Source organism: Streptomyces sp. NPDC044719 (assembly GCF_056433405.1).
Window position 1 is genome coordinate 115,139 of the sequence record NZ_JBWKHE010000012.1, and the last position, 24,026, is coordinate 139,164.

At 70.5% G+C, this 24,026-nt stretch carries 19 protein-coding genes; 1 reads left to right on the forward strand and 18 read right to left on the reverse strand.

Going from position 1 to position 24,026, the window contains the following annotated elements; all coding sequences use genetic code 11:
• Nucleotides 1-126: 126 nt before the first annotated feature.
• The 6 genes from AC07DF_RS37730 to AC07DF_RS37755 all read right to left on the reverse strand — a co-directional run bounded on the left by AC07DF_RS37730 (nt 127) and on the right by AC07DF_RS37755 (nt 6,339).
• Nucleotides 127-1,737, reverse strand: a complete 1,611-nt coding sequence (locus AC07DF_RS37730; protein WP_478981442.1) for a beta-N-acetylhexosaminidase — start codon at nt 1,735-1,737, stop codon at nt 127-129.
• Nucleotides 1,738-1,752: 15 nt separating this feature from the next.
• Nucleotides 1,753-2,598 (reverse strand): carbohydrate ABC transporter permease, encoded by an 846-nt coding sequence (locus tag AC07DF_RS37735; RefSeq protein ID WP_193478365.1) that lies wholly within the window; start codon nt 2,596-2,598, stop codon nt 1,753-1,755.
• Complete coding sequence (locus AC07DF_RS37740; protein ID WP_478981573.1) at nt 2,595-3,539, reverse strand: carbohydrate ABC transporter permease; 945 nt, start codon at nt 3,537-3,539, stop codon at nt 2,595-2,597. Before AC07DF_RS37740 ends, AC07DF_RS37735 begins: the two co-directional genes overlap by 4 nt.
• Before the next feature lie 407 nt (nt 3,540-3,946).
• Nucleotides 3,947-5,245: an extracellular solute-binding protein gene (locus AC07DF_RS37745; RefSeq protein WP_478981445.1), complete on the reverse strand. Its 1,299-nt coding sequence runs from the start codon at nt 5,243-5,245 to the stop codon at nt 3,947-3,949.
• A gap of 210 nt (nt 5,246-5,455) precedes the next feature.
• Complete coding sequence (locus tag AC07DF_RS37750) at nt 5,456-5,737, reverse strand: DUF3039 domain-containing protein (protein WP_010039914.1); 282 nt, start codon at nt 5,735-5,737, stop codon at nt 5,456-5,458.
• Between the two features lie 29 nt (nt 5,738-5,766).
• Entirely contained in the window at nt 5,767-6,339 is a 573-nt protein-coding gene (locus tag AC07DF_RS37755; protein WP_478981447.1) for a YqgE/AlgH family protein, read from the reverse strand.
• A gap of 253 nt (nt 6,340-6,592) precedes the next feature.
• Here AC07DF_RS37755 and murA point away from each other — a divergent pair, with 253 nt between their 5' ends.
• Nucleotides 6,593-7,933 (forward strand): UDP-N-acetylglucosamine 1-carboxyvinyltransferase, encoded by a 1,341-nt coding sequence (gene murA / locus AC07DF_RS37760; protein ID WP_399025524.1) that lies wholly within the window; start codon nt 6,593-6,595, stop codon nt 7,931-7,933.
• Nucleotides 7,934-8,243: 310 nt separating this feature from the next.
• Here murA and AC07DF_RS37765 read toward each other — a convergent pair whose 3' ends face one another.
• From AC07DF_RS37765 to AC07DF_RS37820, 12 genes are all read right to left on the reverse strand, one after another.
• The gene (locus AC07DF_RS37765; protein ID WP_003950507.1) at nt 8,244-8,525 is read right to left on the reverse strand and encodes an HU family DNA-binding protein; all 282 of its coding nucleotides are present in this window, start codon (nt 8,523-8,525) and stop codon (nt 8,244-8,246) included.
• A 299-nt stretch (nt 8,526-8,824) separates the two neighbouring features.
• The gene (locus tag AC07DF_RS37770) at nt 8,825-10,234 is read right to left on the reverse strand and encodes an NAD-dependent malic enzyme (RefSeq protein WP_478981450.1); all 1,410 of its coding nucleotides are present in this window, start codon (nt 10,232-10,234) and stop codon (nt 8,825-8,827) included.
• A 367-nt stretch (nt 10,235-10,601) separates the two neighbouring features.
• Complete coding sequence (locus AC07DF_RS37775; RefSeq protein WP_478981452.1) at nt 10,602-12,890, reverse strand: HelD family protein; 2,289 nt, start codon at nt 12,888-12,890, stop codon at nt 10,602-10,604.
• Nucleotides 12,891-12,950: 60 nt separating this feature from the next.
• Nucleotides 12,951-13,778 (reverse strand): anti-sigma factor family protein, encoded by an 828-nt coding sequence (locus tag AC07DF_RS37780; protein ID WP_478981454.1) that lies wholly within the window; start codon nt 13,776-13,778, stop codon nt 12,951-12,953.
• Nucleotides 13,778-14,299 carry a sigma-70 family RNA polymerase sigma factor gene (locus tag AC07DF_RS37785; RefSeq protein ID WP_010039908.1) on the reverse strand — a complete coding sequence of 174 codons (522 nt, stop codon included), beginning with the start codon at nt 14,297-14,299 and terminating at the stop codon, nt 13,778-13,780. Before AC07DF_RS37785 ends, AC07DF_RS37780 begins: the two co-directional genes overlap by 1 nt.
• A 373-nt stretch (nt 14,300-14,672) precedes the next feature.
• A complete protein-coding gene (locus AC07DF_RS37790; protein WP_478981456.1) occupies nt 14,673-15,266 on the reverse strand; it encodes a CGNR zinc finger domain-containing protein in 594 nt (197 codons plus the stop codon).
• 306 nt (nt 15,267-15,572) lie between these two features.
• A complete protein-coding gene (locus AC07DF_RS37795; RefSeq protein WP_478981575.1) occupies nt 15,573-16,724 on the reverse strand; it encodes a uroporphyrinogen-III synthase in 1,152 nt (383 codons plus the stop codon).
• A gap of 116 nt (nt 16,725-16,840) precedes the next feature.
• On the reverse strand, nt 16,841-18,226 hold the full coding sequence (locus tag AC07DF_RS37800) for a nitrate/nitrite transporter (RefSeq protein ID WP_478981458.1): 1,386 nt from the start codon (nt 18,224-18,226) through the stop codon (nt 16,841-16,843).
• 154 nt (nt 18,227-18,380) lie between these two features.
• A complete protein-coding gene (locus AC07DF_RS37805; RefSeq protein ID WP_478981460.1) occupies nt 18,381-19,340 on the reverse strand; it encodes a hypothetical protein in 960 nt (319 codons plus the stop codon).
• A gap of 93 nt (nt 19,341-19,433) precedes the next feature.
• Nucleotides 19,434-20,645: an acyltransferase family protein gene (locus tag AC07DF_RS37810; RefSeq protein WP_478981462.1), complete on the reverse strand. Its 1,212-nt coding sequence runs from the start codon at nt 20,643-20,645 to the stop codon at nt 19,434-19,436.
• Nucleotides 20,642-22,834 carry a bifunctional polysaccharide deacetylase/glycosyltransferase family 2 protein gene (locus tag AC07DF_RS37815; RefSeq protein WP_478981464.1) on the reverse strand — a complete coding sequence of 731 codons (2,193 nt, stop codon included), beginning with the start codon at nt 22,832-22,834 and terminating at the stop codon, nt 20,642-20,644. The genes AC07DF_RS37810 and AC07DF_RS37815 overlap by 4 nt, the downstream gene beginning before the upstream one ends.
• Nucleotides 22,835-22,975: 141 nt before the next feature.
• A complete protein-coding gene (locus AC07DF_RS37820) occupies nt 22,976-24,025 on the reverse strand; it encodes a hypothetical protein (RefSeq protein ID WP_478981466.1) in 1,050 nt (349 codons plus the stop codon).
• Nucleotide 24,026: the final 1 nt, after the last annotated feature.

Genomic DNA, 24,026 nt, shown 5'->3' on the forward strand with positions numbered 1-24,026 from the left:
CCACCTCATCGGGGAGATGGTCCGTTTTCGCACGGGTTCACCAGTGCATACCGATTGGCACTTTCGGTGACCCTTGTGCGCATTTTCCGTGGCCTGTTCGAGCTGTTCGGTACCCGCGACCGGTTCCTAGCGGTGGGGCGGCGGGCCGTCGATCGGGCGCCCCAGCACTCCGGGGCGCCGCTGCCAGGGCAGCGGCCCGGCGGGTGGCCGGTAGGCGACGCCCAGGGCGTCGAGGCGCCGGTAGTGGGCCGTCATCCGGTGCTCGAAGCCGGCGAAGTCCCGTTCCGCCGGGACGGGCAGGGCACTCCAGGCGACCTCGGCGAAGGCCGCGAGCCGGGGAAACGCCTGGTAGTCCACGCGCGCGTGGTCCTCCATCACCTCGGTCCACAGGTTGGCCTGCGTGCCCAGCACGTGCCGGGCCTCCTCGGGCGTCAGCTCCGGCGGCACGGGCTCGAACCGGTAGACGTCCTCCAGGGTGCGCGCCCACCCGATCGGTACCGGCTCGTCGGGGCCCGGGTCCTGACGGTGATCCAGATACACCTGCTGCTCGGGGCACATGACGACGTCGTGGCCGGCCCGCGCGGCGGCGATGCCTCCGGCGTAGCCGCGCCAGGAGGACACGGCCGCGCCCTTCGCCAGCCCGCCCTCCAGGATCTCGTCCCAGCCGATCAGCCGTCGCCCGCGCGCGGCGAGCCACGCGTCGAAGTGCCCGATGAACCAGGACTGGAGCTCGTCCTCGCCCGCGAGCCCGAGTTCCCTGATGCGCGCCTGGGCCGTCTCCGACCGCCGCCACTGCTCCTTGGGGCATTCGTCGCCGCCGATGTGGACGAACTCCGAGGGGAACAGCTCGAGGACTTCCTCGAAGACGCCCTCGTAGAAGCGCAGGGTGTTGTCAGTGGGGGCGAGTACGTTCGGGTTGATTCCCCAGGTGTCCCAGACGGAGAGGGAGTTGGTGTCGATGACGTCGGTGTTGCCGAGTTCCGGGTACGCGGCGATGGCGGCCTGCGAGTGGCCTGGTACGTCGATTTCGGGGACGACGGTGATATGCCGCTCGGCGGCGTAGGCGACGATCTCCCGGATGTCGTCCCGGGTGTAGTAGCCGCCGTGCGGCTTCTCCTCCCACAACGGTGAGGCCCGGTGGCCGAATTTCGTGCGGGCCCGCCAGGATCCGACCTCGGTGAGCCGGGGGTACTTCTTGATCTCGACGCGCCAGCCCTGGTCGTCCGTCAGATGGAAGTGGAAGACGTTGAGTTTGTGGGCGGCCATCAGGTCCAGGTAGCGCAGGACGCCGTCCTTGGGCATGAAGTGCCGGGCCACGTCGAGCATGAGGCCGCGCCAGCGGAACCGGGGTGAGTCCCGGATCTCGGTCAGGGGCAGCCGCCACGTACGGCCGGGAAGGGGTGCGCGCCGGAAGGCGTCGGGGCCGAGGAGCTGCCGCATCGTCTGGGCGCCCCAGAAGACACCGGCGGGCGAGCCGCCCTGGACATGGACGCCGTGGGGGGCGACGACCAGGCGGTAGGCCTCGGCGTCGAGGCCGGGCCGGACGGACAGCTGGAGGACGTCGTACTCGTCCCCCTTCTTGGGCGGCAGCGCGAGCCCGGTCGCCGCGCCGAGCGTCGCGCGCAGCCATCGCGCGGTGTCCTCGGTGCCCGGCCCGGCCTCGATCCCGAAGCCGTCGCCGAGTTCGAGAAAGCCCTCGGCCCGCTCCGTCCGGTGAGGCAGCGGAATGAGATCCATGGATGATCAGGCCTTTCAGTCCTTGACCGCTCCGCCCAGTCCGGAGACCAGGCGCCGCTGTACGAGTACGAAGAAGACCAGGACCGGGATCGTCATCACCGTGGAGGCGGCCATGACGCCGCCCCAGTCCGGGTCGTCGGGCTTGTAGAAGACGAGCAGGGCCATCGGCAGCGTGGACTGCGAGGTGTCGCTGATGATGAACGACTTGGCGAACAGGAAGTCGTTCCAGGCGGAGATGAAGGAGAAAACGCTTGTGGCCACGAGGCCCGGCAGGACGAGGGGGAAAAGGATCTGCCAGAGGAATCGCGCCCGGCTCGCCCCGTCGATGTACGCGGCCTCCTCCAGGGCCTCCGGAACGCCTTTCACGAACCCCCGCAGCATCCAGATCGCGAAGGGCAGCGAGAAGGCGATGTGAGGCAGGATCAGCGAGCCGAGCGTGTTCAGCTGACCGAAGTCCCGCATGAGGAAGAAGAGGGGGATCGTGAGGGCTTCCACCGGCACCATCTGGGCCACCAGAAACATGATCAGCAGGGTGGTCCGGAGGCGGAAGCGGAATCGTGTCACGGCGGTCGCGGCGAGAAACGCGATCAGCGCGGAGGCGATCACGACACAGCTCGCGACGACGAGACTGTTGAGGAAGTAACGGCCGAATTCCTGCTGCCCGAAGACCCGCCGGAAGGAATCCAGGGAGGGCGCGAGAGTCCACGGCCGGGGCTCGCTCGACTCGATCTCCCCTGCCGGTTTGAAGGCGCTGAGCACCATCCAGTAGAGGGGGAAGGCCACGACGACCGCGATCAGCAGGGCCGAGGCCTCGGCGGCCAGCCGCCCCGGACGGCGGACACGGGCGCGTAGAAGATTCACAGTTCCTCCCCCTGCCGGCGCAACAGCCGCAGGTACACCAGCGTGACGGCGAGCAGGATCAGCAGCATCACGACGCCGATCGCCGAGCCGAGGCTGTACTGCGAGGACGCGAACGCCTGCTGGTAGGCGTAGACGTTCAGGACCATGTTCTGGCCGGCGATGCCGCCGCCGTTCGTCATGACGTAGATCTGGGTGAAGACCTTGAAATCCCAGATGACCGACTGGATGGTGACGACGACCAGGATCGGCCGGAGCATCGGGGCGAGTACGGAGCGCCAGATACGCCACTGCGAGGCGCCGTCCAGGGCGGCGGCCTCCAGAACCTCGGAGGGTACGGCGCGGATACCGGCGTACACGGTCACCATCACGAACGGGAAGGAGCACCACACCACTTCGAGCAGGACGAGGAAGAAGGCGCTGATCCGCCCGTACGTCCATGAGTGGTCGCCGAGGCCCAGCATCCGGTTGACCGGGCCGAAGTCCGGGTCGAAGAGGAACAGCCAGACCGTGGAGCCGGTGACGGCCGGGGTCGCCCAGGCGCCCAGCGCGGCGAGCATCAGCGCGAGCCGCGGTACGGCCCGCACACGGGTGAGGAGCACGGCGAGGGCACAGCCGACCGCGAGCGTGGAGACGACGCAGGCCGCCGCGAACAGCACGGTGGCGAGCAGCACCTGCCAGAACTGCGGGTCCCCGAACAGCTCCGCGTAGTTTCCGAACCCCTGGAACGTGGCCGGTTCGCCGCCGCTGACCTGGGCCTGGGTGTACTCGAAGAACGAGATCAGGCCGAGTTGGTAGATGGGGTAGACGAGCAGCCCGCCGAGCACGACGAGCGCGGGCGCGAGATACAGCCAGGGCGTCCAGCCGCCGGAGGTACCGACGGATCTGCCGGACGCTGCCCGACGCGCCCCCGGTCGCCTGCTCCGCGCCTCGCCGGCGACCATGCCCGAGGGCCGGCGCGGCGAACCGCCGCCCTCCTCGGCGCGGGCCTCGCCGGAACGATCCCCGGTCGGCCCGGTCGGCCCCGTCGGCCCGGTCGGACCGCCGGGCACTGCGGCGACGCTCGCGGGAACGGGAACGGAGGCGGAGGCGGGCACGGCACGGCCGCCGGGCAGCTCACGCGCTGCTCCCGCCGAGACCTTCCCGACAGGATCGCCCGCCGCCCCCGCCGCCCCTTCAGGCCCCGCAGGCCCCGCAGGCCCCGCGCGATCGACCCCCGCCCCGTCAGCCCCGGCAGGACCGTCCCCCGCCCCAGCGGATCCCGCCGAGCCGGCACCAGGCGGATCAACCCCGGCGGCGTCGGTCCCGGCCAGGTCGGCTCCCGCCGATTCCGTACGGTCGTTCATCCGGCTCACCCGGCGGAGCCGAACGCGGTGTTCATCTTCTTCGCGGCGTCCTCGGAGGCGGCGGGTACGTCCTTCTTGCCCGCGATGACCTCCTGGAACATCGTCGGCAGGACGAGCGAGGAGTCGATCTGGGCCCAGGCGGGTGAGGCGGGGACGAACTTGGTGCCGGCCGAGAGCGTCCGCACGAAGGGCTTCACGAACGGCTCCTTCGTCGCGACCTGCTGCCGTACGTCCGTGAAGGTCGGCAGGAAGCCCATCGCGCCGAAGAGCTCGGTCTGCGTCTTCTTCGAGGCGAGCTGTTCCATCAGCTCGACGGCGAGCGTGCGGTGCGAGGTGCTCTTCAGGACGCCGATGTTGTTGCCACCGGCGAAGGCGGGAGCGATCGAGCCGGACTTCACACCCGGCAGCGGGACGACGGCGTACTTGCCCTTGACCTTCCCGGCCTCGACGGCGGTGTGGCTGAAGTCGCCGCCGATCGCCATCCCGGCCTTCCCGGCGGCGAAGGCGGAGATCGTGTCGTTGCCGCCCATGCCCGCGCACTTGGCGGCCGGGCAGTTGTCGTCACCGAAGAGGGACGTGTACGCCTTGATGCCCTTCTGGGCTTCCGGGCTGTCGATGCCGGAGGCGTACGAACCGCCCTTGCCGTTGGCGAGTTCACCGCCGTTGGCCCAGACGAACGGCATCGCGCCGTAGGTGTAGGCGCCGCCGACGACGAGCCCGTAGAGGTCGGGCTTCGCGGCGCGGATCGCGCGGGCGGTGGAGGCGAGTTCGTCCATCGTCTTCGGGGGCTTCAGACCCAGTTCCTCGAAGACGTCCGTGCGGTAGTACAGGGCGCGGACGCCGACGTAGAACGGGGCGCCGTACATCTTGCCGTCCACCGTCACCGACTGCTTCGCGGTCGGGTCGGTGTCCTTCGCCTCGCTCCAGTCGCCGAAGTCCTCGGTGACGTCGAGGAGTCCGCCGTCCTTCACATAGCCGGCCGTGTCGGTGTTGCCGTACTCCATGACGTCGGGAGCCGAGGCGGGGTCGTTGAAGGCGGCCTTGACGCGCTGGGCGCGGGTCTCGATCGGGATGTACTCGACGTTGACCTCGGTGCCCTTGTGGGACTTCTCGAAGGCGTTGACGACCGAGTCGACGACCTTCTCCTTGGGGGCGTTACCGACCTCCTGGAAGAGCCAGACGCGCAGCGTGCCGCTCTTCTCGTCCTTGTCGGAGGAGGAGTTCGAGGAGGTCTGGGGCGCGCAGGCGGTGGCCAGGAGAGCGGCGAGCCCGGCGAGCCCGGCAAAACGGACGGACAGCTTCATGGAGTGCTCCTCCGAGGAGTGTTGCAACATGCGCAATGAAGGTTTCGCTGTGCACAACACATCGGAGGCTAGGGACTGCATGAACACGACCACAAGAGGTCTCAACCACTCTGTGACCGGCAGACGCATCCCGCGCAACGTCCGGACAGCACAAAAGCCTCCAGGGCGCGCAAAACGCACCCTGGAGGCCTTGGCCGCACGGGCCGGGCGCTACTTGTCGCCCTTGCCCTTGTCGTCGTCGCCGGAGCCCATGGACTCGTAGATCTCCTTGCACATGGGACACACGGGGTACTTCTTCGGGTCGCGGCCCGGCACCCACACCTTGCCGCACAGCGCCACGACGGGCGTGCCGTCCAGGGCGCTCGCCATGATCTTGTCCTTCTGGACGTAATGGGCGAAGCGCTCGTGGTCACCGTCACCGTGGGAGGTCTGCGGCGTCGGCTCTACGAGGGTCCCCGTACCAGTCCCGCGCTCGGGCTCGAGAGTGCTCATAGGCCCAAGGGTACTGAAGCTCACACGCATCAGTTGAGCGAAGGGTCGTCCGGATACGTCGCCACCATCGCCAGCTCGCCCCGCTGGCGGCGCAGGACCTCGCGCCAGAGCCGCTCGGGACACGGGGACGAGACATCGCCGGGCTCCGACTCCACGACGTACCACGCGCCGTCCACCAGCTCGTCCTCCAGCTGGCCGGGGCCCCAGCCGGCGTATCCGGCGAAGATCCGCAGGGAGCCGAGGGCGGAGGCCAGCAGCTGCGGCGGGGCCTCCAGATCGACCAGGCCGATCGCGCCGTGCACCCGGCGCCAGCCCAGCGGGGCGGCCTCCCCTGCCGCGCCGCCGGGGACCACCGCGACCCCGAGGGCCGAGTCCAGCGAGACCGGACCGCCCTGGAAGACGACACCGGGCTCGCCGGCGAGGTCTCCCCAGCCCTCCAGGATGTCGTTCACATCCACCGGGGTGGGGCGGTTGAGGACGACACCGAGGGAGCCCTCCTCGTCGTGGTCGAGGAGCAGCACCACCGCGCGGTCGAAGTTCGGGTCCGCCAGGGCGGGGGTGGCCACGAGCAACCGCCCTGTGAGCGAGGACACCTCGGTCATGCCAGACATGATCCCGCATCTTCCCTCCGTCTGGGGAGGCAATGCGGGGACGCGAGGGAACGCAGCTCAGGGCACACCGATGCGCCCGGGCGCGCACGAAAGCGACCGTGACCCCATGTGCCCGGCACGGAACGGTTCGTGTTGTGACAGACCTATGACGTGTCTGGGTCTGACTGAGGCTTACAGAAGGGGGGTGGAGGGCGATTACCCTTTCCCTTCTGACCCCTGCCCGACTCCACGGAACGCGAGATTCATGACCGTCAACGACGATGTCCTGCTTGTCCACGGCGGAACCCCGCTGGAGGGCGAGATCCGTGTCCGCGGTGCGAAGAACCTCGTACCGAAGGCCATGGTGGCGGCGCTGCTGGGCAGCGCTCCGAGCCGGCTGCGCAATGTTCCGGACATCCGTGACGTACGGGTCGTGCGGGGTCTGCTGCAGCTGCACGGTGTGACGGTCCGTCCGGGGGACGAGCCCGGCGAACTGGTGATGGACCCGACGCGCGTGGAGAGCGCCAACGTCGCTGACATCGATGCCCACGCCGGTTCGAGCCGCATTCCGATCCTGTTCTGCGGTCCGCTGCTGCACCGCCTCGGCCACGCCTTCATTCCCGGCCTCGGCGGCTGCGACATCGGCGGCCGGCCCATCGACTTCCACTTCGACGTGCTGCGGCAGTTCGGCGCGACCATCGAGAAGCGGGCCGACGGGCAGTACCTGGAGGCGCCGCAGCGGCTGCGGGGTACGAAGATCCGGCTGCCGTACCCGTCCGTCGGCGCGACCGAGCAGGTGCTGCTGACGGCGGTCCTCGCGGAGGGCGTCACGGAGCTGTCCAACGCGGCCGTCGAGCCGGAGATCGAGGACCTGATCTGCGTTCTGCAGAAAATGGGCGCGATCATCGCGATGGACACCGACCGGACGATCCGCATCACCGGTGTGGACAAGCTCGGCGGGTACACCCACCACGCCCTGTCGGACCGCCTGGAGGCCGCGTCCTGGGCGTCGGCGGCGCTGGCGACCGAGGGCAACGTCTACGTCCGCGGCGCGCAGCAGCGCTCGATGATGACGTTCCTGAACACCTACCGGAAGGTGGGCGGGGCCTTCGAGATCGACGACGAGGGCATCCGCTTCTGGCACCCCGGCGGCCAGCTGAAGTCCATCGCGCTGGAGACGGACGTCCACCCCGGCTTCCAGACCGACTGGCAGCAGCCGCTGGTGGTGGCCCTGACCCAGGCCACGGGCCTGTCCATCGTCCACGAGACGGTCTACGAGTCCCGGCTCGGCTTCACGTCCGCCCTGAACCAGATGGGCGCGCACATCCAGCTCTACCGCGAGTGCCTGGGCGGCTCCGACTGCCGCTTCGGCCAGCGCAACTTCCTGCACTCGGCCGTCGTCTCGGGCCCGACCAAGCTCCAGGGCGCCGACCTGGTCATCCCCGACCTCCGCGGCGGCTTCTCGTACCTCATCGCCGCCCTCGCGGCCCAGGGCACCTCCCGAGTCCACGGCATCGGCCTCATCAACCGCGGCTACGAGAACTTCATGGAGAAGCTGATGGAGCTCGGCGCGAAGGTCGAGCTGCCCGGCAAGGCGCTGGGCTGACCTCACGCGGGCAGCCCCACGCCCGGCTGCCCGCCCGAGGCACCACGCCCACCGGCTGGGGGTCCGGGGGTCATCCCCCGGGCAAGCACAGCATGGAGAAGCTGATGGAGCTCGGCGCGAAGGTCGAGCTGCCCGGCAAGGCGCTGGGGTAGTCGCGTGTACGCCGAGGGGCGGCCACCTGTAGTCACAGGTGGCCGCCCCTCGGCGTTTCATGCGGCTCGCGGTGGACCCGCGCCCTCAAGGGGCGCGGGGAACTGCGCGACCAGCCACAGGCGGCCCGCAGTTGCCCACGGCGCACACGATGGAACGGTTACTTGCCCTTCGCGGCTTCCTTGAGCTTCGAGCCCGCGGAGACCTTCACGCTGTAGCCGGCCGGGATCTGGATGGGCTCGCCGGTCTGCGGGTTGCGGGCGGTGCGAGCGGCACGGTGGGTGCGCTCGAAGGTCAGGAAGCCGGGGATCGTGACCTTCTCGTCGCCCTTGGAGACGATGTCGCCGACGACCTCGGCGAACGCGGCCAGCACGGCGTCGGCGTCCTTGCGGGTCACCTCGGCGCGGTCGGCCAGCGCGGCCACCAGCTCACTGCGGTTCATGTTGTTACTCCCGTGTTCATCTTGCCGTTGAGGCGTCAGATCGAAGCCGATGCTGCCAGGGTCCTCCGTGAGTCCCCGGACCGGGTCCGTCGTCAGACCCTCGCGCCCAGAGACGCATCCTGCCCCTACCTGCGGCGGGAAAGCCAATCCGGCACCCGCACGAGTCGTGAGTACACCCTTCAGGAGTCACACGAAACGAGGGCCTGAGCCTGACGGCCACGATAGGGCTCCGCTGCTCACAGAGGTCCTGCGACGCGCCGTTTTCCGGGCTGCCGTGGGGATACTCACAGTCAGAGGGCCTACGCCCCCACCGCCTTGGCGGCCTCCCGCACGGCCCCGGCGACCGCGCCCGCGACCTTGTCGTTGAAGACGCTCGGGATGATGTAGTTCGGGTTCAGCTCGTCCTCGGTCACCACGTCCGCGAGGGCGGTCGCGGCGGCCAGCATCATCTCGGTGTTGACCGTGCGCGAATGGGCGTCCAGCAGACCGCGGAAGACACCCGGGAAGACCAACACGTTGTTGATCTGGTTCGGGAAGTCGGAGCGGCCGGTCGCGACAACGGCGGCGGTCTCGCGGGCGATTGCCGGGTCGACCTCGGGGTCCGGGTTCGCGAGCGCGAACACGATGGCACCGTCGGCCATGGCGGCCACGTCGTCGCCGTCGAGGACGTTCGGGGCCGAGACGCCGATGAAGACGTCAGCGCCGCGCACGGCCTCCTTCAGCGTGCCGGTGAGACCCTCGGGGTTGGTGTTGTCGGCGATCCAGCGCAGCGCGGAGTCCGGGGCGGCGTCCACCAGGTCCTCACGGCCCGCGTGCACCACACCGTGGATGTCGGCGACGACGGCGTTCTTGACGCCCGCGGCGATCAGCAGCTTCAGGATGGCCGTACCGGCCGCGCCGGCGCCGGACATGACGACGCGGATGTTCTCGATCGCCTTGCCCGTGACACGAAGCGCGTTGGTCAGCGCGGCGAGGACGACGATCGCGGTGCCGTGCTGGTCGTCGTGGAAGACGGGGATGTCGAGGGCCTCGCGCAGCCGGGCCTCGATCTCGAAGCAGCGGGGCGCGGAGATGTCCTCGAGGTTGATGCCGGCGAAGCCCGGGGCGATGGCCTTGACGATCTCGACGATCGAGTCGGTGTCCTGGGTGTCGAGGCAGATCGGCCAGGCGTCGATGTCGGCGAAGCGCTTGAAGAGGGCCGCCTTGCCCTCCATGACCGGCATGGCGGCCATCGGGCCGATGTTGCCCAGGCCCAGCACCGCGGAGCCGTCCGTCACGACCGCAACCGTGTTGCGCTTGATGGTGAGGCGGCGGGCGTCCTCGGGGTTCTCGGCGATCGCCATGCAGACGCGGGCCACGCCCGGCGTGTAGACCATGGACAGGTCGTCACGGTTGCGGATGGGGTGCTTCGACGCCATCTCGATCTTGCCGCCGAGGTGCATGAGGAAGGTCCGGTCCGAGACCTTGCCCAGCGTGACGCCCTCGATGCCGCGGAGTTCCTCGACGATCTCGTCCGCGTGCGCGGTCGACGAGGCCGCGATGGTGACGTCGATACGGAGCTTCTCGTGACCGGACGCGGTGACGTCGAGGCCGGTCACCGAGCCTCCGGAGGACTCCACGGCGGTGGTGAGCTGCGAGACGGCGGTTCCGCTCGCGGGCACCTCCAGCCGGACCGTCATCGAGTAGGAGACGCTGGGCGCCGTTGCCATGGCCGACTTCCTCTGCTTTCACCTGACGCTGAGTTGTGCCGTCCGATAGTCGCACCTACCGCTGGGTAGCTGGTAGCCGCCTCCGATTGCGAACTTTTTGTTCGCGGAACAGGTCAGCAAAAGAGACCCACGTCACGTCGGACGTGGGTCTCTTGCAAGTCTCCTGTGAAAGTCAGGTGGCACCGGCCCGCCATGCTCGCCTCGCGGCAAGTGGTCGCTCGTAGCGACGAAGGTTGGGCCCGGGGGCTTGGATCGAGCCGGTGCCACATCCAGGCTAACAAACAGATCCCGTAAGGCCATTCCCGTACCGGGAGTTCATTTCGCCGACGAGTGGGTATCCGGGCGCGGTCCGCCGGCCGCCCCCGGATCAGTCCCTCAGCAGGTCCGGGACCCCCGCCGCGTCGGGCTCGTCCCGCTCCGCCGAGACGACCGTGAGCTGCTGGGTGGCCCGGGTCAGTGCGACGTAGAGCACACGCAGTCCGGCCGGGGACTCGTCGGCGATCTCGGCCGGTGAGACCACGACCGTCGCGTCGTACTCCAGGCCCTTCGCCTCCAGGCTGCCCAGTGCCACGACGCGGTCGCCGAGCCCGGCGAGCCAGCGCCGGGCCTCCGCGCGGCGCTGCATGGCGACGACCACGCCGACCGTGCCGTCGACCCGCTCCAGCAGCCGGGCCGCCTCGTCGCGGACGGTCTCTGCGAGGGTGTCCTCGACGACCGTGAAGCGGGGCTCGACGCCGGTGGAGCGGACCGCTCGCGGGGACTCGGAGCCGGGCATGGCCAGGGCCAGCACCTTCGAGGCCAGCTCGGCGATCTCCGCCGGGTTGCGGTAGTTCACGGTGAGCTGGAAGCGGCGGCGCGGACGGGTGCCGAGGGCCTCGTCGCGGGCCTGGGCGGCCTCGTCCGGGTCGGACCAGGAGGACTGGGCCGGGTCGCCGACGACCGTCCAGGTGGCGTGCCGGCCGCGGCGGCCGACCATGCGCCACTGCATCGGGGTGAGGTCCTGCGCCTCGTCGACGATGACGTGCGCGTACTCGGTGCGCTCCTGGGCGAGTCGCTCGGCCCGCTCGCGCTGGGACTCCTCGCGCACCGGCATCAGCTCCTCCAGGCCGGTGAGCTGGTCCAGCGGGTCGAGCTCGCGCTTCTTCCGGGGGCGGGCGGGAGCTCCGAGGATGGCCTGGAGCTCGTCGAGCAGGGCGATGTCGTGCACGGAGCGGCCGTCGCGCTTGAGGGAGCGGGCGACCTTGCGGACCTCGCCGGGGTTGAGGATCCGCCGGGCCCAGCGGCCGAGGCGCCGCTCGTCGCTCATGGCCTCCAGGACGGCCGCCGGGGTCAGCTCCGGCCACCAGGCGTCGAGGAACGTGATGAAGGCGTCCTCGGAGGTGATGTCCTCGTCGAAGGAGGAGCGCAGCTCGGCGGCCAGCTCCGGGTCGGTGTGGCGGCCCGCCGAGCCGGACCGCTCCCACAGGGCGTCCAGGAGCAGCTTGCGGGCGCGCGGGCGCAGCAGGTTGACGGGGGCGGTGCCGCCGAGGACGGCGCGGCGGATGCCCTCCAGTTCCTCGGCCTCCAGCTCCAGGCGGCGGCCGAAGGCGACCACGCGCAGCCGGGTCGGCGCGTCGTTCAGCTCCAGGGCGCCGCGGGCGGCCTTCCGCAGCACCTTGAGCATGCGGTAGGAGCCCTTGGCGCGGGCCACGGACGGGGCGTCGTAGAGCGCGGCCTCGCTGCCCTCGACGAGGGAGCCGATGGCGCGGATGGCGACCTGGCCCTCCTCGCCGAGGGAGGGCAGTACGCCTTCGGTGTAGGCGACGAGCAGCGGGGTCGGCGAGACGATCAGGATGCCGCCCGCGTAGCGGCGCCGGTCCTGGTAGAGGAGGTAGGCCGCGCGGTGCAGGGCCACGGCGGTCTTGCCGGTGCCGGGACCGCCCTCGACGTAGGTCACGGAGGCGGCGGGGGCGCGGATGACCAGGTCCTGTTCGGCCTGGATGGAGGCGACGATGTCGCGCATGGTGTGGCTGCGGGCCTGGCCGAGCGCGGCCATCAGGGCGCCGTCGCCGATGACGGGCAGCTCGTCGCCGTCGAGGAAGGCCGTCAGCTCGGGGCGCATCAGGTCGTCCTCGACGCCGAGCACCTTGCGGCCCTTGGAGCGGATGACACGGCGGCGGACGACACGGCCGGGGTCGACCGGGGTGGAGCGGTAGAAGGGGGCGGCGGCCGGGGCCCGCCAGTCGATCACCAGCGGGGCGTAGTCCTGGTCGAGGACTCCGATGCGGCCGATGTGCAGGGTCTCGGCGATGTCGGCGGTGTCGTCCTCACGGACGGCGCCCTCGGCGGGCTCCACCGCGGTGTACGCGCCGTCGGGGCCCTTCTTGCCGTCCTTGCCGGTCAGCAGGTCGATGCGGCCGAAGAGGAAGTCCTCGAATTCGTTGTTGAGCCGGTTGAGGTGGACGCCGGCCCGGAAGACCTGCGCGTCCCGCTCGGCGAGTGCGCCCGGCGTGCCGACCTGGCCGCGCTGGGCCGCGTCGTTCATGAGGAACTCGGCCTCGTGGATCTTCTCCTCGAGGCGTCGGTACACCCGGTCGAGGTGTTCCTGTTCGACGCTGATCTCGCGGTCTCTCAGGGAGTCTTCGAGCGCGGTTTCCTGTTGAGCCTGAGCGGCCACCGGGCCCCCTTCTGACGTGCATGGCAGCCGTCTACCGTACGCGAAGGGGACCCCGAAAGGCTACGCGTCGACCTCGACCAGACGCTTGCCGTCGAAGGTCACGATCTCGAAGTGGTCGATCTCGTTCGGCTGGAAGGCGGCGCCGCCCTGGACGTACAGCGGCTCCTTGGCCTTCTCCGTCGTCGCGTCCGGGATGCCGTAGCCCCAGTTCGGGACGGACCAGGACGAGAGGGTCTCGCGTTCGCCGTTCTTTCCGACCGCGACGAGGGCGCACTTCAGCGGGCCCTTGAGGTTCTTCGCCTCCAGGACCATGCCGGTGCCCCAGTCCTTCTTCTGGAGGGCGACCGTCGCGGTGACCTTGGTGGTCGGATCGGTGGCCGTGATCTTGTCGGAGATGCCGTTGAAGGCCTCCTTGGCCGGGCTGGCCGCGAGCGGGCGGTTCTCCGCGCCCGAGCTGTCGCCGCCGCCGTTCGTCGCGACCGCGACGAAGGGACCGCCGACGATCAGCGCGGCGGACGCGGCCACCATGTAGAAGCTGCGGCGACGCTTCTGGGCGCGGCGCTCGGCGACCTCGTCGACGAGCTTCTCCACCAGGCGCGGCCGGGGCTTCGCGGACAGCGACTCGCCGATCGCGGGTGTGCCGGAGCCGGGCAGGTCGGCGAGGGCGGCGAGCATCGGCTCCATGCCGGCCAGCTCGTCGAGCTGCTGGGCGCACCACTCACAGCCCGCGAGGTGGGCTTCGAAAGCGGTTGCTTCGGCGTCGTCGAGGATGCCGAGGGCGTAGGCGCCGACGGTCTCGTGCTCGTTCGGCACCGGGGACTCCTGCATGGGTCCTGACATACCCATGCCTCCCGTACCGAACCCTTGGTTACCCCCGTAAACACTCATCACGCCGTCACCCCCCGCTCCTCCAGTGCCAGCTTCATCGAACGCAGGGCGTAGAACACCCGCGAGCGGACGGTGCCGCTGGGTATGCCCAGGGTCTCGGCCGCCTCATTGACGGTACGCCCCTTGAAGTACGTCTCGACGAGCACCTCCCGGTGCGCGGGGGTCAGGTCGTCGAGTGCGTCCGACAGAGTCATCAGCCACAGCGCCTTGTCGATCTCGTCCTCCGCGGGGATGACCTCCAGCGGCGACGGGTCGACCTCCTGCGGCCGGGCCTGCCGGCTGCGGTGGCCGTCGATGACGATGCGCCGGGCGACCGTCACCAGCCAGGGGCGTACCGATCCGGTCGCCCGATTGAGCTGACCGGCGTTCTTCCAGGCACGTATGAGGGTCTCCTGCACGACGTCCTCGGCGCGCTGCCGGTCTCCGGCGACCAGGCGCAGGACATAAGCGAGCAGGGGTCCGGCGTGTTCTCTGTACAGAGCACGCATCAGCTCCTCGTCGGGTTCCGAGGGCTGGGACATGCGATGTCGGGCCCTCGGTGCACGTTCATTGGCCACGACGGAATCCTTGCGCACGCCCACCTCCGGTGTCCGGGGGTTCCCCCAGTCGGTCGCTCCACATGCCGTACGGAAACGAGCGGTTGGGCGTTCAACGAGACGTGACAGATTTCTTCGAGATGACGTGACGAGCTGGACATGGGGTCACATTCCCACCCCGCGATCTTCACATTTCTGCCACATGAGCAAGATCAATTCAGGCTTTCCCTACGGTGGCGTAGGTAAACGGTATGTAATCGAAATCACTTCGACAGCGCGTTCGCAGAAGTGGCATTTAGGGCACGGGAATTGATTGCACTTGCCACCCAACGTCCGTGCCGCGATGGGCAAAAGGGACTTAAGCGCGTGCGAGTGCCGCGCGGCGGCGATGCCGGGCGACTCGTTCGCGATTCCCGCAGACCTCACTGGAGCACCAACGCCTCCTGCGCCCCCGGGAGGTGTCGAGGTACACGATGGGGCAGTTGTCGCCCTCGCACTGGCGCAGCGCAGCGCGGGCGACGGGGTCCGTGAGCAGGTCCACCGCGTCCCGGGCGACGGCCGCGAGCAGGGCGGCGCAGTCGGGCGGGCCGTCCAACTGCCGTATGAGCTCGCCGTCTCCGTCGCGGACGGCGCGCGGGGCGGGGGGCGCGGGAGTGGCCAGGTCGTTGACGCGCGCGAGCGCGAAGTCGTACGCCCGGGCCCGGGGCGCCGACCAGCCGCGCACCAACCTCCCGATCTGGTCGCGCAGTTCACGGAAGGCGGCCGGCCAGGCGGCGTCGGCGTGGGCCAGGACGGTGTCCGCCGGGACGAGACCGGAGCCGGTGATCCAGGCGCGCAGCACGGCCACGGAGTCGAGCCGCTCCTCCGGATGCGTGGTGGAGAGCAGATCCAGGCAGATCCGCCCGGCATCGAACCGCAGCTCATACGGGGCCGTGGCCGTACCCAATGCCATGTGCCTGTCACCGCCTAGGGGTTCACCCCGGTCGCGAGAGGGCCGGTGAGATGCCAGTGAGAGGGCTGGGAATCCGTTCCCTCTTACAGTGCCTTCCCGCTCCCCCGCCGGAAACCCCTCGGCACAGGTCTGACGCCGGTGGCCGGCCGGCCGGTGCAGGCGTTCCGGCCAGGGGGCGGTGTCCGGGGTCGTACGACCTCGAGGGGCGCGGGGAACTGCGCGACCAGCCACGACGCGCCCGCGCCCGAAGGCCGGCGACACGCCCTGTGCCTCGATGGCGACTTTTCGCCCAACCCCCGCGCGGCCTCACGCGTCCGCGTACTTCGTCTCCGCTGCCGGGTCCAAGGCCAGGCGGTAGCCCCGCTTGACCACCGTCTGGATCAGTTTCGGGGCGCCGAGGGCCGTGCGGAGGCGGGCCATGGCCGTCTCGACGGCGTGTTCGTCGCGGCCGGCTCCGGGCAGCGCGCGCAGCAGGTCGGCGCGGGCGACGACCCAGCCGGGGCGGCGGGAGAGGGCGCGCAGGAGGGCCATACCGGCGGGCGGTACGGGCTTGAGGTCACCGTCGACCAGGACGGCATGGCCGCGGATCTCCACCCGGTGCCCGGCGATCGGCAGCGACCGCGCCCGCCCGGGCAGTTCCTGGCAGAGGAGCTGGACGAGCGGCCCGAGCCGGAAGCGTTCGGGCTGGACCGTGTCGATGCCGTGGTTCTGCAGCGGCAGCGCGGTGACCGGGCCGACACAGGCCGGCAGGACATCGTGGCCGAGCGCCGCCAGCACGTCGGGGAGCAGTCCGCGTTCCTCCGCCCGGGAGAGGAGGGAGGCCGCGGCGGGGGCACTGGTGAAGGTCAGCGCGTCGACACCACGGGACACCGTCGCGTCCAGGAGACGGTCGACCGGCCCGATGTCCTCCGGCGGCATCCACCGGTAGACGGGCACCCCGACGACCTCGGCACCAGCCGCCCGCAGCGACTCCACGAACCCGGGCAGCGGCTCCCCGTGCAGCTGGATCGCGATCCGCAGACCGTCGACGCCCTCCTCCAGCAGCCGGTCGAGCACCTCGGCCATGGACTCCGACGACGGCGACCACTCCTCCGTCAGACCGGCGGCCCGGACCGCGCCCTTGACCTTGGGCCCGCGCGCCATGATCCGTACGCCGCCCAGCCGCGCGAGCAGATCCTCGCCCAGACCCCAGCCGTCCGCGGCCTCGACCCAGCCCCGGAAACCGATCGCGGTCGTCGCCACGACGATGTCCGGCACCTGGTGGATGATCTCCTTCGTCGCGGCCAGCAGCTCGCTGTCGTCGGCGAGCGGCACGATCCGCAGGGCGGGGGCATGCAGGACTGTGGCACCGCGCCGCTGGAGCAGCGCGCCCAGCTCCTCGGCCCGGCGCGCGGCCGTGACGCCCACGGTGAATCCCGCCAGTGGGCCGTGTTCCGGTCGCTGTTGTTCCTCGTGCATGCTCTCGTCCCGCATTCGAGTCGTCGTACTCCATGGGTTCGGCGTACGTGTATGCCGAACGAGCCTGTCAACGGCTCGTGACAGGCTCGGTTCGGCTTGATGTCCGCGGTGTTACGTCACACCTTGGCGTAGCTGAGCTGCGGCTTCGCCTCCGAGGTCGCCGTCGTGACGGGTACCCGCGGAGTCGTACGCCGAAGGTATACGGCCCAGGTGATCCCGAAGCAGACCACGTAGAAGGCCAGGAAGGCGACGAACGCGCCGGTGCCGGAACCGTAGGAGAGGAAGGACTGGCGGAAGGCGAGGTTGATGCCGACACCGCCGAGCGCGCCCACCGCGCCGATGAGGCCCATGGAGGCGCCGGAGAGCCTGCGCCCGTAGGCCGCGGCCTCCTCGCCCTGCAGTCCCTTGGCCAGGGCCTTGTTCTGGAAGATGCCCGGGATCATCTTGAACGTCGAGCCGTTGCCGAGCCCGCTGAGCACGAACAGCACCACGAACGCCACGGTGAACAGTGCCAGCGACTTCTCCACGGAGGCGCCGATCAGGATCGCCGTCGCGACGCCCATGGCGACGTAGTTCCACAGGCTGATCTTCGCGCCGCCGTACTTGTCGGCCATCCAGCCGCCCAGGGGCCGGATCAGCGAGCCGAGGAGCGGACCGATGAAGGTGACGTACGCCGCCTCCAGCGGGGTGCGTCCGAACTGGTTCTGGAGGACCTGCCCGAAGGCGAAGCTGTATCCGATGAACGATCCGAACGTGCCGATGTAGAGGAAGGACATGATCCACGTGTGGGCGTCCCGCGCGGCGTCCTTGGCGGCACCGGTGTCGTTCTTCACGTTCTCGATGTTGTCCATGTAGAGCGCGGCCATGACGGCGGCCACGAGGATCAGCGGGATGTAGATCCCGAGCAGCACGCGCGGCCCGCCGCCGGCGCCGATGATCGCGAGCGCGGCCAGCTGGATCACCGGTACGCCGATGTTGCCGCCGCCCGCGTTCAGACCGAGGGCCCAGCCCTTCTTCCGCAGCGGGAAGAAGGCGTTGATGTTGGTCATGGAGGAGGCGAAGTTGCCGCCGCCGATGCCCGCGAGCAGGCCGACGAGCAGGAAGGTGGAGAAGGAGGTGCCCGGCTCCATCACGGTGAACGCGGCGACGGTCGGGACGAGGAGGAGGCCGGCGGAGATGATCGTCCAGTTCCGGCCACCGAAGATCGCCACGGCGAAGGTGTAGGGGACGCGGACCACGGCGCCGACGAGCGTGACCATCGAGGTCAGCATGAACTTGTCGGCGGGGGTCAGTCCGTACTCCGGGCCCATGAAGAGGACCAGCACGGACCACAGGGTCCAGATGGAGAAGCCGATGTGCTCGGAGAGCACGGAGAAGAAGAGGTTTCGGCGGGCGACCTTCTCCCCGGTCTCCTTCCAGAAGGTCTCGTTTTCCGGATCCCAGTGCTGGATCCAGCGTCCGCCCCTGCTCGGGGGTGCGGGTGCCGTGCCAGGGCCTGTCATGACGCCTCCACTTGCTCCGGGACTCGGTCGTAGTACGAGTGGCTGATCCCGAAGGTAGAGAGGGCGCGTTTCGTGACTGTGCCATCGAGTGACCTCGAGGGAACTTTGCTCTCACCCCGGGCCCGGGCGGGATGAGAGGTTCGGTGGTGTTGTGTCAGCGTTGCGGGTGCTGCCAGTGGGGGTTCTGCCCGGGGTGGGGCGGCTGCTGCGGCGCGTAGGGGCCGGGCTGCTGCTGCGGCGGATACGGCGAGGCAGGGGGCTGCGCCCCGTACGGACCGGGCGCGGGCTGAGGCGGGTAGGGGCCCGGGGCGGGCTGGGCGTACGGGCCCGGGGCCGGTTGGGCGTACGGGCCCGGTGCCGGGGCCGGCCCGGGCTGCTGATGTCCGTAACCCGCGGGCGCCCCGGCGGCCGGGCCGGGCATCTGGGGCGCCTGGCCCGGCGCACCGCCGTGCCCCGGCGCTCCAGCGCCCGGCGCCCCGCCGTACGGCCCCCCGCCGAAGGGGTTGCCGTGCCCGGGCAGCTGCGCCCCCGGCGGGAGGTACCGCATCCGGCCGTTCTCGTCCGTCACCGGCATGAAGCCGGCCGCCTGCAGCCGGGCGGCGAACTTCGCGTTGCGCTTGCGGGTGACCAGGAGGCCGATGCCGAAGATCGCCATGAAGAGCAGCCAGATCCCGCCCGCGGCGATGAAGGCGGAGGCATCCCCTCCGGAGCGCAGAGCAAGGATCACGCAGCCGACGGTGAGGCCGAGGGCCGCGTAGCCCATGCGCTTCTCGGCGCTCTTGCCGGTGAGGTCGAAGTTGATACGGGCCTTGAGGAGCTCGAAGGCGTCGGGCACGAGCGGCGGGAGGGAGACGCCGTCGGCGGCGCCCGGATACTGCGCCCAGTTCTGGGCGGCCCGGCCCCGGGCGTGCGGGCTGGGGTCGGGCAGGATCAACATCGTGAGCGCGCCGTTGCGGCCGCTGCTCTGCCGCACGTCCGCGTACTCGTAGCCGAACTGCTGGGCGACGAAGGCCAGCCGGGCGAGTTTCTTCACGGACGCCATCGGGCTGGTGAGCTCGACCGGCTCTCCGCTCGCCATCAGCCGCAGCATCTTCTGTGTCTGCCGCTTGCTCATCCCACTGCTCCCCCGGCCCGTCACTGATCCCAGTCGTTCACATGCGCAACCCGGGCAGTTTTCCACACCGGAGAAACGCCGGGGGAACGGGGATCAGCCGCCGAGTGGCGCTCGCCTCCTGCTCCCCCGAACCCTCACCCGGGGCTCACTCCTGGGCCACAACCGGGGCCGCTGCTTCGCCGCCAGGTCCTCCACCCAGCCGAACGCCAGGACACAGCCGCCGAGCAGCACCCAGACCAGGACCAGCACCGGCCAGGGGCTCTCCAGCAGGCCCGGGACGTGTCGCTCCAGCACGGTGACGCTCCACAGCCGGTCCCACTGGGTCGCGGCGATGAGGATGCAGGTGTTGTGCCACAGGTAGATCGTCACGGCACGGGAGTTGAGCAGGGTGATCGTCCCGGCCCAGCGGCGCAGCCTGGGCGGCCACTCGGACCAGGACGGGCTGATGTGCAGCAGCAGGAACACCGTGCCGAAGGACCACAGGGCCTGGGCGAGGGGCATGCTGTCCAGGTCGTTTCCGGTGCCGAAGTCGTGGTGCAGGGCGTACCAGAGGCCGGCCAGGGCGATGACGGGTGCCACCGACGGGACGACGTAGCGCGGCAGCCGCTTGAGGATGCCCTCCTGGTGGGCCATGCCGAGGATCCAGCAGGCGCCGAAGGTGGAGAAGTCGGTGAGCGCCGAGGGGAACCGCTCGCCGGGCAGCGTGAGGTAGCTGTGCTCCAGGGCGACCGCCAGGGCGATCGGCGCCAGGAGCGTGACGACCGGCAGGGCGCGCAGGGCCTTCAGGAGCAGCGGGGACAGCAGGACGTACCAGAGGTAGGCACGGATGTACCAGAGCGGGCCGGCGAGCTCGGCGGCCCAGTTCTCGCCGATGAAGCCGTGGATGCCGGGCAGTCCCTCGGCGTACGGCGGGTCGCTGAACGGGACGATCCAGAAGGTGAGGTGGAGCCACCACCAGCCGGGATGGCCGTCGTCGCCCGGCCCCCAGCCTTGGAGGACCATGCCGGTGACGCCGACGACGCCCAGCAGCCACAGTGGAGGCAGCAGCCGCCGCAGCCGGCCGCGGATCACCTGGACGGGCGGGCGCTTGAGCGAGCGGGCCATGAGGTTGCCGGCGAGGGCGAACATCACGCCCATCGACGGGAACACCAGCGGCAGCCAGGCCCAGCCCGTCAGGTGGTACAGCACGACACGGAACAGGGCGAGGGCGCGCAGCAGGTCGAAGTACCGGTCGCGGACGGGGCCGGTGCCGCCGGTCCGTTCCTTCTCCGGTGCGGCGACCGTGACTTCGGGGTGCGTGGTCATCCGGCCTGCCTCCCGGGCACCGGCTGCTGGGACGTGCCGCTGCCCGGGCCGGGCAGGCCCACCGCGCCCGTGCGCCGCAGCTTCTGCCAGCGCAGCCGGCCGCCGGTGAGGGCGGTGATCCAGGACTGGAGCAGCACGACGTACATGAGCTGGCGGTAGAGGAGCTGCTGGAGCGGGAGCGAGAGCAGATGGGTCATGCGTTCCTTGTCGAGGTGGAACGCGTAGGCCGCGCACACCCCCTGTACCGCGAGGACGCCCAGCCAGGCGCCGATGGTCTTCTCCGTCGGGCCGAACACCAGCCCGTACAGCAGGAACACGTCGATGAGTGGGGCCAGCAGCGGCGCCACGACCATGAACATCGACACCAGCGGCATGCCCACCCGGCCGAAGCGGCCCGAGGGTCCCCGCTCGACGAGGGAGCGGCGGTGCTTCCAGATCGCCTGCATCGTGCCGTACGACCAGCGGTAGCGCTGGGACCACAGCTGCTGGACGGACTCGGGGGCCTCGGTCCAGGCGACGGCCTTCTCCGCGTACACCACGTGCCAGCCGTCGCGGTGCATGGCCATGGTGATGTCGGTGTCCTCGGCGAGCGTGTCGTCGCTCATGCCGCCGACGCGCTCCAGGGCGCTGCGGCGGAACGCGCCCACCGCGCCGGGGATGGTCGGCATGCAGCGCAGCACGTCGTACATGCGCCGGTCCAGGTTGAAGCCCATCACGTACTCGATGTGCTGCCACGCGCCGATCAGCGAGTCCCGGTTGCCGACCTTGGCGTTGCCCGCGACGGCGCCGACGCGCGGGTCGCCGAAGGGCTGGACCAGTTCACGGACGGTGGTCGGTTCGAAGACGGTGTCGCCGTCCATCATCACGATGAGGTCGTACTTGGCGTTGGCGATGCCCCGGTTGAGCGCGGCGGGCTTGCCCGCGTTGAGCTGGCGCACGACGCGTACGCCGGGCAGGCCGAGGTTCTCGACGATGCGCGCGGTGCCGTCGCTGGAGCCGTCGTCGATGACCAGCACCTCGATGGGGTGGTCGCTCGCGACGAGGGAACGGACCGTCTGCTCGATGCACTTGGCCTCGTTGTAGGCGGGCACGAGGACGGACACCGGTTCCGTGACGGTCTCGCCCCAGCGGAAGCCGCGGCGGCGGACGCGGCGGGCGTGCGCGACGGAGAGGATCAGCATCAGCCCGAGGCGCGCGAAGACGAGCACGCCGACGACGGCGAGACCGGCGACGAGCACGCCGGTCGTCTTCTCGGAGGCCTGGACGAGGAAGACCCACGCGTTGCCCTTCAGCGCGTCGAGCCCGGCGACCGGGGTGTGCGCGCTGGGGGCGTCGAGGGCGGCGGTCAGGGTGTCGAAGCGGTAGCCCTGGTCCTTCAGGCCGGTGACGAACCGGTCGAGCGCGGCCACGGTCTGGGAGCGGTTGCCGCCGGAGTCGTGCATCAGCACGATGGCGCCGTCGCCGTTCTTGGGCGTGGCGTTGCGGATGATCGCGTCGACACCGGGCCTGCGCCAGTCCTGGCTGTCGGTGTCGTTGACGATGGTGATGTAGCCCTTGCTGCCGATGTACTCGGTCACCGGCCAGGTCCTGTTGTCCATGAGGTGGGAGAACGACGAGTAGGGCGGGCGGAAGAGCGAGGTGCGGATGCCCGCCGCCCCGGCCAGCGCGAGCTGGCTCTGGGACAGCTCCCAGTCGATCCGGCTCTTGCTCTGCAGCGACAGGTCCGGGTGGTTGAAGGTGTGCAGCCCGATCTCGTGGCCCTCGTCGACCATGCGCTGGACGAGGTCCGGGTAACGGGAGGCCATGGTGCCGGTGATGAAGAAGACGGCGTGGGCGTCGTGCTTCTTCAGCATGTCGAGGACCTTGGGCGTCCACACGGGGTCCGGCCCGTCGTCGAAGGTCAGCACCAGCTCACGGTCCGGGAGGTCCAGAGCGGTCGGCTTCTCGTCCCGGGTGTCAATGACGGGCCCGCCCTCGAGGATCTCCTTCGGGACCTGGTCGCTCGACGCGGACGGCCCGACCCGGTGGTCGGCGAGGATCTCGCTGTGCACGTATCCGCGCAGCATGAGCATCGCCATCAGGGCGACGAGGAGAAGCACGGGCAGCAGCAGGCGCATGGGCAGGCGGCGGCGCCTGGAGCCGCCACGGGCTCGGGACGCGCGCCCGGAACGGCTGGTACGGGATGCCATGGGTGGTGGTACTCCGGGTGGTGCGGGGAGCGGGGAGCGGGTGGTACGGCAGCGCCCCGAAGGGGCGCGGGGAACTGCGCGACCGGCCACGACGGTGCCGCAGACGAACGGCGGCACGTCGCGGCACCTTCAGCGAAGCGTTCAGGCGGCAGGCTGGTCGGCCGCCGGGGGCTCGGCCGCGGGCTGGTCGGCCACGGGTGACTGCGCGACCGGCTGGGTCGGAGCCGGGCCGTCGGCGACCGTGCCGGTGCCGGTCGTCTCGGTCGGCAGGGGCGTGGGTTCGCCGGGCGGCGACGGCTCGGTCACCGGCGTGCTCGGCGGGTTCGCCGGCTTGCTCGGGGTCGGATCGGTGCCGCCGGTACCCGGGGTCGGTGCGGTCCGGGACGCGGTAGGCGAGGGCTTGGCGGTCGTACCGGAACGGCCGGGGGCCGCGGGGGCCACGGGAGCCGCGGGGTCGCCGGCGCTCGCGCCGGGCGAGGGCACCGTGCCCACCTCGGTCGTCGGCGTGCTGCCCGGGGCGGTGGCTCCGGTGCCGTCGGTCGGCGCGGATCGCTCGGGCAGCGGCGGGGTGTCGACCTGCCCGGCCGGCGGGGCGTCCTTCTGGCCCGGTACGGGCAGCCAGGGCGCCTGCGAGTTGCCCGACATCAGCGTGGCGACGATCACGACGGCGTAGACCCCGCAGGCCAGCGCGACGGCCATGCCGATCCGGCGGAAGCGGCGGCTGCGGCGGCCGGACTCGTCGACGAAGACGGGCGAGTCGGCGGCCGCGGAGCCGGATCCGGTGCCTTCCTTGACCTGCCGGAGGAACCCGTCCCCGAGTTGGACGGCGTCGAGCTGGACGGTGACCTCGTGCGGGTCGTGGCTGTGCCCGGCCGGGTCCTCGGTGTCCCCGGCGGAGTCGTGGCCGTGCCCGGACGGGACAGCTTCCCCGGGCTCCTCCCAGGGGTCGCGGACGGCGGGCCTGGACCCGGGGTCCGGAACGAACGAGTCGGCCTCGCCCTCGCTCTGCCGGGGGATGCCACGCAGTATCTCCGTCGCGGCGGGCAGCCGGTGGCCGGTCCCCTGGAGGTCGCTCCCGGCGAAGAGCTGGGTGGCTCTGCGGTCCCGGGCTCTGCCGTCCGCGGGGAGTTCACCGGTCACCGCCGCGGCCTCGGGCCACTCGGGTTGGGCGTCTTCTCGCCACTTTTTCACG

Coding starts and splice junctions, on each gene's coding strand:
- AC07DF_RS37755 (WP_478981447.1), bottom strand. CDS start 6,339: ATGACCGAGGTGTCCTCGCTCACAGGGCGGTTGCTCGTGGCCACCCCC.
- AC07DF_RS37810 (WP_478981462.1), bottom strand. CDS start 20,645: ATGACCACGCACCCCGAAGTCACGGTCGCCGCACCGGAGAAGGAACGG.
- AC07DF_RS37800 (WP_478981458.1), bottom strand. CDS start 18,226: ATGACAGGCCCTGGCACGGCACCCGCACCCCCGAGCAGGGGCGGACGC.
- AC07DF_RS37745 (WP_478981445.1), bottom strand. CDS start 5,245: ATGAAGCTGTCCGTCCGTTTTGCCGGGCTCGCCGGGCTCGCCGCTCTC.
- AC07DF_RS37790 (WP_478981456.1), bottom strand. CDS start 15,266: ATGGCATTGGGTACGGCCACGGCCCCGTATGAGCTGCGGTTCGATGCC.
- murA (WP_399025524.1), top strand. CDS start 6,593: ATGACCGTCAACGACGATGTCCTGCTTGTCCACGGCGGAACCCCGCTG.
- AC07DF_RS37740 (WP_478981573.1), bottom strand. CDS start 3,539: ATGGTCGCCGGCGAGGCGCGGAGCAGGCGACCGGGGGCGCGTCGGGCA.
- AC07DF_RS37785 (WP_010039908.1), bottom strand. CDS start 14,299: ATGTCCCAGCCCTCGGAACCCGACGAGGAGCTGATGCGTGCTCTGTAC.
- AC07DF_RS37730 (WP_478981442.1), bottom strand. CDS start 1,737: ATGGATCTCATTCCGCTGCCTCACCGGACGGAGCGGGCCGAGGGCTTT.
- AC07DF_RS37805 (WP_478981460.1), bottom strand. CDS start 19,340: ATGAGCAAGCGGCAGACACAGAAGATGCTGCGGCTGATGGCGAGCGGA.
- AC07DF_RS37770 (WP_478981450.1), bottom strand. CDS start 10,234: ATGGCAACGGCGCCCAGCGTCTCCTACTCGATGACGGTCCGGCTGGAG.
- AC07DF_RS37815 (WP_478981464.1), bottom strand. CDS start 22,834: ATGGCATCCCGTACCAGCCGTTCCGGGCGCGCGTCCCGAGCCCGTGGC.
- AC07DF_RS37765 (WP_003950507.1), bottom strand. CDS start 8,525: ATGAACCGCAGTGAGCTGGTGGCCGCGCTGGCCGACCGCGCCGAGGTG.
- AC07DF_RS37795 (WP_478981575.1), bottom strand. CDS start 16,724: ATGCACGAGGAACAACAGCGACCGGAACACGGCCCACTGGCGGGATTC.
- AC07DF_RS37780 (WP_478981454.1), bottom strand. CDS start 13,778: ATGAGTGTTTACGGGGGTAACCAAGGGTTCGGTACGGGAGGCATGGGT.
- AC07DF_RS37750 (WP_010039914.1), bottom strand. CDS start 5,737: ATGAGCACTCTCGAGCCCGAGCGCGGGACTGGTACGGGGACCCTCGTA.